Below are 7093 nucleotides of genomic sequence, written 5' to 3'. Positions count from 1 at the left end.
GCCGCGGCCTGGCCGGAAGAATCCGCCAGGACTGCGGTGCCGCTGACCATGACGCTTCCCCGGTACCCGGAGACGTTGAGCATGCTGATCTCCCTACCTTGAAGAGACCCGCTGGCCCTGACGCCGAGAATGCCCTCGGCCTCCATCGGGACTGGGACCTCCACCAGCGACATCGGGACATCCTGGCCCAGGAGTGACAGCGTGAAAGCCCGGCACTCGTTCAGTGCGGCCCTGTTGTCGGCCATCCGGCCAGGGTGGCCCCCACCGGCATCAACGACCGCTCCCACCGACGACTGCTGCTGCTCCGAGGCCAGGAACGCCATGCCCATGGTGTAGCCGGGGTAGCTCACGGGAGAAAAATTCAGGTACCGGGCGCAGATGCTCGGAGTCGTCTCCAGCCGCTGCAAGGCCTGGGCTTCGGTGGCCCCCTGGGCTGCCACGTCTTTGTCAGTGATTACCTGCACGGGCCGCGTACCGCCGGAACCGGTCAGGCCTCCGAGCGCCTGCGCGACCTGCTCCGAGGTGTAGGTGCGAAGCGGCGCCTCCCGCGCAGGGGAATCAGCGGCGGGCGGCGGCGCCTCACTGGGACCTGTGTTCGTGCCCGCGCCTGAACAGCCGGCCAGCAGGACCGCTGCCGCCGCCAGGGCGGAGAGACCGTAGCGGTTCATGATTCCCCCAAATCCAAGCGGCACCGTTGCCGCCGTTGGTCCCCGACTGTACAGCGTCATGGGCCAGGTCTAAAGGATATTTCGGCCCGGAACGGTGACTGTTAAGCTCACTTGGCCGTTAGTTCCCGCGATGCAACGTAGTCGGCCGGATAAACGGCAAGGGAGCAATACGCCCTAGGCCGCCGGGCCGCTGCCGGCAGCCCGCGCAGCGTCTGCTGCATCCGACAGGCATTCGGCGACCACCAGCGCGCGGCGCCGGACGCTGTCAGCCAGCCGTCCGACGTCGTTCCCCTCGCCGAAAGCGGTGCTCCGCTCCGCCGCGTGCCGGGCCATAGCGACTGCCTCCGCCGTCGTTGCCAGGGCATTGCCGGCACGGGAGAGGGCACGGTGGACCGGAGTCATGCTGCCGGGAATGTCGAGGCCGGCACTGGGCGCCTTAACCTGCGCCTCGGCGCAGAGGGCGCGGACCTGCGGAAGCAGGGCCGCGAGGTCGTCGGCGATGGGCACCAGCTGCGCGTACAGCTCGTCGTCGGTAACCCCTTCGAGGATCTGGTGGCAGCGGTCCAGCCCCCGCCGGAACCGGTCGTGGGCGCGGCGCCAGACGCCTTTGCCCAGCTCGGCGTCGTCCTTGCGGGCCTGGCGGGCCGCTGCGAAAAAAGCCATGGTCGTATTCCTGGGATTGTTCGGGATGCCGCCGGACTACAGGTACTGTCCCGGACCGTGGTGCTCTTCATCCTTGCCCAGGCTGGCCTCATCGCCGGCACCGGGCGCTCGCCGGGGCTCGCCGTCCTCGCCAACGATGACGCCCGGGGCGATCTGCGTGCCCGGAGGGAGCTGGCGAAGCTGCAGTTTCGCCGCCAGGTTCTGGTTGGCCATCTGCTGGGCGGCAAGAGCCGTCTGGATGCCGTGGAACAGGCCCTCCAGCCAGCCGACCAGCTGTGCCTGCGCCACCCGCAGCTCGGCGTCCGAGGGCACCGAATCATCCGTGAACGGCAGGTTGATCCGATGCAGCTCCTGGACCAGTTCCGGCGCCAGGCCGTCCTCAAGCTCCTTGATGGAACGCTCATGGATTTCCGCCAGCCTGCTGCGTGCGGCGTCGTCGAGGGGCGCGTTGCGGACCTCTTCCAGCAGCTGCCTGATCATCGTCCCGATGCGCATGACCTTGGCGGGTTCATCCACCAGTTCGTTCAGCCGGACCGAGCGTCCCTTGGAGTGTGCGTCCGGGCCGGCCGGTTCGGCAGACACCGTCAGTCCGCCCACCCCGTGTTCTCCGGCTGCCAGTCCGGCGGTGAGCTGGCCTGCGACGGCAGGTTCCTTGGTTTTAGTGTTCTGCACTGCGGGATCGACGTCGTGCTCAGTTGGCTGCTGTTCACTCATTCCCCCATCGTCTCACGCTGCACCGACACTTCAAGGGGAAAGCAAGGGCGCCCGCCGCCGGACGTTTTGTCCGGCAACGGGCGCCCCTGCAGACCGATCCGCCCCGGCGCTGTGCGGCGTTCTAGCAGCAGCGGCCCTGCGGGTTCCGCTCCTGGCGGTCCGTCCTGTCCCGCCAGAACTCCCGCTCGGTCATCAACGGCTCCGACGTGCGCGTCCGGTTGTGGTGGTCCACATACTGCTGGTAGGCGTTTTCGCCCATGACGCCCTTGACGTACCAGGCGAACCCCTTCCAGCCCTTGCGGATGGCTTCGATGGTGCTCATGGCTTTCCTTTCCTGGATCGGCTCCGGACTGCTCAGTGCCCGGTGCGCACTGGCTTCCGGTCGTCCGCCAGCGCATCCCACTGCGCCTGGATCGACTTCTCCGCCGGAGTGGCCGCGAATCCGGCCGGAGCGAACATCCGGGACGGCACGGCATCATCCTCAGTGTCCTCGCCGCCGCCGGCCCTGTAGGCCTTCCACGTAACGACGAGCGCGGCGATGATCACGATGATGGACAGCGTCACGAAGATGATGGACAGTGTGCCCTGGACGAAGGTGTTGCGGACCACCGCTTCCATCGCCTCCACGCTGCGGGCCGTGCCAAAGCTGGTCTCCCCGTCAGCGAGCGCCTGGCGGAAGGCACTGTGCTGGGCCCAGTATCCGACGGCCGGGACCGTCGAGAAGATCTTGTACATCGAGGCCGTAACGGTCACGACGGCGGCGAACGCCAGCGGAAGCCCGACGATCCAGATGTACTTGAACGCGCCCTTCTTGGCCACGATGGCCAGGCAGACGGCCAGGGCAATGGCCGCCAGCAGCTGGTTGGCGATGCCGAAGAGGGGGAACAGCGTATTAATGCCGCCCAGCGGATCGGTCACGCCCATGATCAGGATCGCTCCCCAGCCGGCCACCATCACAGCCGTACTGAACCAGGCGCCGGGACGCCAGGACATGTCCTTGAACTTGGGCACGAAGTTGCCGATGCTGTCCTGCAGCATGAAGCGGGCCACGCGGGTGCCGGCGTCAACAGCGGTGAGGATGAACAGTGCCTCGAACATGATGGCGAAGTGGTACCAGAACGCCATCATGCCGGCGCCGCCGAACCACTGGTTCATGATGCCGGCCAGCCCAACGGCGAGGGTGGGCGCACCGCCGGTGCGCGAGACGATGCTTTCCTCGCCGACGTCGGCCGCCGTCTGCGTGAGCATGTCCGGTGTCAGGTTGACTCCGGTCAGGCCTAGGCTGTTGACGAAGGCCACCGCCCCCTCGACGGTTCCGCCGGTGGCCGCGCCCGAGGAGTTCATGGCGAAGTAGATGCCGCGGTCGATCGAGATCGCGGCCACCAAGGCCATGATCGCCACGAATGACTCCATGAGCATGCCGCCGTAGCCGATGAAGCGGGTCTGGCGTTCCTTCTCCACCAGCTTCGGCGTGGTACCGGAGGAGATCAGGGCATGGAATCCTGACAGCGCACCGCACGCGATGGTGACGAAAAGGAACGGGAACAGCGAGCCCGGGAACACCGGTCCGTCGTCCCGGCCCGCGAACTCGCTGAAGGCCGGTACGGTGATTTCCGGCCGCACCACGATGATGGCGACGGCGAGCATCACGATGGTGCCGACCTTCATGAACGTGGACAGGTAGTCGCGCGGGGCCAGCAGCAGCCAGACCGGGAGCACCGCGGCGATAAAGCCGTAGACAATGATGCCCCAGGCGATGGTTTCGCGCGGGAGCGTGAATGCGGCGGCACCCCACGCGGTGTCAGCCACCCAGCCGCCGCCAATGATGGCCAGCATGAGCAGCACGAAGCCGATAATGGACACCTCGGTGACGCGGCCGGGGCGCAGGTAGCGCAGGTAAACGCCCATGAGCAGGGCAATCGGAATGGTCATGGAGACGGAGAAGACGCCCCAAGGACTTTCGCCAAGGGCGTTGACGACGACGAGCGCCAGGATGGCCACGATGATGATCATGATGACCAGGGTGGCGATCAGCGCCGCGGTTCCGCCGATCACGCCCAGTTCGTCCCGTGCCATCTGCCCCAGAGACCGGCCGCCGCGGCGCATCGAAAAGAACAGGACCAGGTAATCCTGCACGGCGCCGGCCAGGATGACGCCGAGGATGATCCAGACGGTGCCCGGCAGGTAGCCCATCTGGGCGGCCAGGACCGGCCCGACCAGCGGACCGGCGCCGGCGATGGCGGCGAAGTGGTGGCCGTAGAGGACGCGCCGGTCCGTTGCGGCATAGTCCTTGCCGTCTGCGTTGTACTCCGCCGGGGTCGCCCGGACATCATTGGGCTTGAGCAGCCTGGCTTCGATGAATTTGGAATAGAAGCGGTACGCAATGAAGTAGGTGGCCACGGCGGCGAAGACGAACCAGATGGCGTTGACGGTTTCGCCGCGGACTATGGCCAGCATGACCCAGCCGAGGCCGCCGAGCAGGGCGATAAGCGCCCAGACGGTGATCTTGGCCGGCGTCCACTTCCGGTCCTCCGCCTCGGCTATGGCCGGGTCAACGGCCACTGGGGGAAGGTCCGGGTCCTGGACCAGGACGTCTGCCTCCCGGCCAGCGCCGGCCGTCCCCGGGCGCTCGGGATTCTCACTCATGATTCTCCTCTTGACTCCAAGTGATCTTTGACAAGGTGGTCTGTCATCTCGAGCCTACGCATCGGGGCGCGCCGCAAGGAAGAGGATAGGGAGCAACCCGGACCGTGCCGCGGTTGAGGTGGCTAGCGGCCCGTGGTCAGCAGGATCTTGCCGGTGTGCTCACCGGAGGCGAAATAGTCGTGGGCCTGGGCCACGTCATTCAGGCTGAACGTCCGGTTCACCTGCGCATGGACCTTGCCTTCGGCCACCAGCGGCCAAACGTGCTCCTGGACCGCGCGCATGATGGCGGACTTTTCCTCAGTGGGCCGGGCGCGCAGCGTCGTGGCGATAATCGCTGCCCGCTTGGCCATCAGCTGCGCGAGGTTCAGCTCCGCCCGTGCGCCGCCCTGCAGCCCGATGATGACCAGCCGGCCGGAAGTGGCCAGTGCATCGATATTCTGCTGCAGGTACTTGGCGCCGACGACATCCAGGATGACGTCGGCTCCGTGCCCGCCGGTGGCCGCCCTGACTTCGGCCACGAAGTCCTGCTCCTTGTAGTTGATCAGCACCTTGGCGCCGAGCTCCCGGGCCAGCTCCAGCTTCGCCGCAGAACCGGCGGTGACCATCGGCACCGCGCCGAACGCCGCCACCAGTTGGATGGCCATGGTGCCGATCCCCCCGGCGCCGCCGTGGATCAGGACCTGCTCCCCTGCCTTGACTCCGGCGGCCATGAACAGATTCGAGAACACCGTCGCGGCCCCCCCCCGCAGGCCGGCCGCGGGGGGCCCCACGACCCCCGCGGGGCCCCGGCGGCCCCCTCCGGCAGGCCTGCCGCGGTGGCCACCTCGACGCCGTCGGGCACCGGGAGCACCTGGCCCGCCGGCACCGCCACCTGCTCGGCGTAACCTCCGCCGGCAAGAAGTGCGACGACGGCATCGCCTACCGCGAAACCCTCCGCACCGTCCCCGAGTGCGGCGATCCGCCCCGAAACTTCAAGCCCCAGGATCTCGGAGGCGCCGGGCGGAGGCGGGTAGACGCCGCGCAACTGCTGGACATCCGCGCGGTTGAGCCCGGCGGCGATGACGTCGATCAGCACCTCGCCGGGCCCGGGTACCGGATCCGCAACCTCGACGACCTCCAGCATTTCCGGCCCGCCGGCTCCCTTGGTCAATACGGCTTTCATCTGTTCGTCCACTCGCCCTTCCCGTTGGTCCGCCCGCAGGCGGCGCGGAATTTTGGTCAGCTTGTCCCTCATGACAGACTACTAGGGGAAGGTTGTCCGAGCGGCCGATGGAGCTGGTCTTGAAAACCAGTGGCCAGGTATCCCCTGGCTCAAGGGTTCGAATCCCTTACCTTCCGCAGCGACCGCCCTGCGGCATGAGCCCTGCGGCATGGAACACCCCGGCCACGCCGGGGTGTTCTCTATTTCCGCGCCCCACCTGTTTCCGTGCCGGCCTGCCGGCCGGGACGCCTGTTGTTTCCCCTCGGCGGCGCCGCTAGTGTCGCTCGTGTCAGTTCGCCATCGCCGTTGAGTCTCCAGGAGGCAGCCATGGCTGCGCGCGACACCGTCTCCGGCCCCACGGGCGCCCGATTCGCCGCGGCGGTGTGCACCGCCGCCGTTCTCGGTGTGTTGCTGGGCGGCTGCGGACTGTTCCCCACCGGCGGCGGGTCCGACGGCGGACGCGGTCCGGGCATCGCCGTGGGCAACTGCCTCCGCGACCCCGCCCGGGACCAGGCCGGACAGGACGACGACGGCGGGGAAGGCAACGCGGCGGCCGCGGGTTTGACCGTGGTCCCCTGCGAGGAACCGCACGACTATGAAGCGATCGGCGCCATGAACCTGACCGACGAGACCTATCCCGGCGAGGACGAAGTGTCGCGGTCCGCGGAGGACTTCTGCCTGCCGGAGTTCGAGCGTTTCGTCGGGATTCCGCACGCGGATTCGGCGCTGCTGCTCCGCTACGTCCATCCCACGGCCGACAGTTGGGAAGCCGGGGACCGGACCATCACCTGCCTGGTCTCCGGGGAAGGTCCGACAACGGGAAGCCTGCGGAACGCCCGGCGCTAGCTAGAGGCTGCGGCCTGGGCCGCGGTGAGTGCGGCGGTTAGACCGGCGCCGCGGCCAGCAGGGCGCGGGCGATGTCGTCCGCATCCCGCAGCGTCCGGCTGCCGCCGTCGAGCGGGGCACCGGCCTCCGCCGCGATCGCGGTGCCCCACTGGACCGAGGAGAGCTGCAGCCCGATCACGTACAGCCCGGGCACCACCTGCCCGTTGACGTCCAGCGGGCGGTATGGGGGCAGGGTCAGGTCGAGTCCGGAGGTCACCACCGGCACGCCGTTGGCGGCCATCATGAGCTTGGCACGCACCAGCCCGTCGCGGAGCAGTTGCCGCATCAGCGGCGAAAGGCTGTCATTGACCCGGTT

At 68.0% G+C, this 7093-nt stretch carries 6 protein-coding genes, 1 tRNA gene and 2 pseudogenes; 2 read left to right on the top strand and 7 right to left on the bottom strand.

The window, feature by feature from the left end; translation table 11 throughout:
• The 6 genes and pseudogenes from AC5RW2_RS39395 to AC5RW2_RS39370 all read right to left on the bottom strand — a co-directional run.
• On the bottom strand, window positions 1-728 hold a 728-nt coding region (locus AC5RW2_RS39395; RefSeq protein WP_494075204.1), incomplete at its 3' end, for a hypothetical protein.
• Window positions 729-842: 114 nt separating this feature from the next.
• Entirely contained in the window at window positions 843-1331 is a 489-nt protein-coding gene (locus AC5RW2_RS39390; protein ID WP_494032582.1) for a hypothetical protein, read from the bottom strand.
• A 36-nt stretch (window positions 1332-1367) separates the two neighbouring features.
• Window positions 1368-2045 carry a bacterial proteasome activator family protein gene (locus AC5RW2_RS39385; protein WP_494032583.1) on the bottom strand — a complete coding sequence of 226 codons (678 nt, stop codon included), beginning with the start codon at window positions 2043-2045 and terminating at the stop codon, window positions 1368-1370.
• 121 nt (window positions 2046-2166) lie between these two features.
• Window positions 2167-2367 carry a YbdD/YjiX family protein gene (locus tag AC5RW2_RS39380; protein ID WP_494032584.1) on the bottom strand — a complete coding sequence of 67 codons (201 nt, stop codon included), beginning with the start codon at window positions 2365-2367 and terminating at the stop codon, window positions 2167-2169.
• 32 nt (window positions 2368-2399) lie between these two features.
• Window positions 2400-4691 (bottom strand): carbon starvation CstA family protein, encoded by a 2292-nt coding sequence (locus tag AC5RW2_RS39375; RefSeq protein ID WP_494032585.1) that lies wholly within the window; start codon window positions 4689-4691, stop codon window positions 2400-2402.
• 122 nt (window positions 4692-4813) lie between these two features.
• Window positions 4814-5853 (bottom strand): annotated as a pseudogene (locus AC5RW2_RS39370) (NAD(P)H-quinone oxidoreductase).
• A gap of 86 nt (window positions 5854-5939) precedes the next feature.
• Between AC5RW2_RS39370 and AC5RW2_RS39365 the strand changes: the two are divergent.
• Together AC5RW2_RS39365 and AC5RW2_RS39360 are read left to right on the top strand one after the other, a co-directional pair.
• A tRNA-Ser gene (locus AC5RW2_RS39365) sits at window positions 5940-6029 on the top strand.
• A 190-nt stretch (window positions 6030-6219) separates the two neighbouring features.
• On the top strand, window positions 6220-6738 hold the full coding sequence (locus AC5RW2_RS39360; protein ID WP_494032587.1) for a septum formation family protein: 519 nt from the start codon (window positions 6220-6222) through the stop codon (window positions 6736-6738).
• A 37-nt stretch (window positions 6739-6775) separates the two neighbouring features.
• On the opposite strand, the pseudogene AC5RW2_RS39355 reads toward AC5RW2_RS39360, so the two are convergent.
• Window positions 6776-7093: pseudogene (locus AC5RW2_RS39355) on the bottom strand (FAD/NAD(P)-binding protein); the annotation flags it as partial.

It is taken from the genome of Arthrobacter sp. B0316-1-20, assembly GCF_059091865.1.
The sequence above is the reverse complement of the archived record's forward strand: the minus strand, read 5'-3'. Positions and strand labels throughout refer to the sequence as shown.

Bases quoted from the DNA above. Each gene is read 5' to 3' on its own strand.
- AC5RW2_RS39380 (WP_494032584.1), bottom strand. From the start codon at position 2,367: ATGAGCACCATCGAAGCCATCCGCAAGGGCTGGAAGGGGTTCGCCTGG.
- AC5RW2_RS39390 (WP_494032582.1), bottom strand. From the start codon at position 1,331: ATGGCTTTTTTCGCAGCGGCCCGCCAGGCCCGCAAGGACGACGCCGAG.
- AC5RW2_RS39360 (WP_494032587.1), top strand. From the start codon at position 6,220: ATGGCTGCGCGCGACACCGTCTCCGGCCCCACGGGCGCCCGATTCGCC.
- AC5RW2_RS39375 (WP_494032585.1), bottom strand. From the start codon at position 4,691: ATGAGTGAGAATCCCGAGCGCCCGGGGACGGCCGGCGCTGGCCGGGAG.
- AC5RW2_RS39385 (WP_494032583.1), bottom strand. From the start codon at position 2,045: ATGAGTGAACAGCAGCCAACTGAGCACGACGTCGATCCCGCAGTGCAG.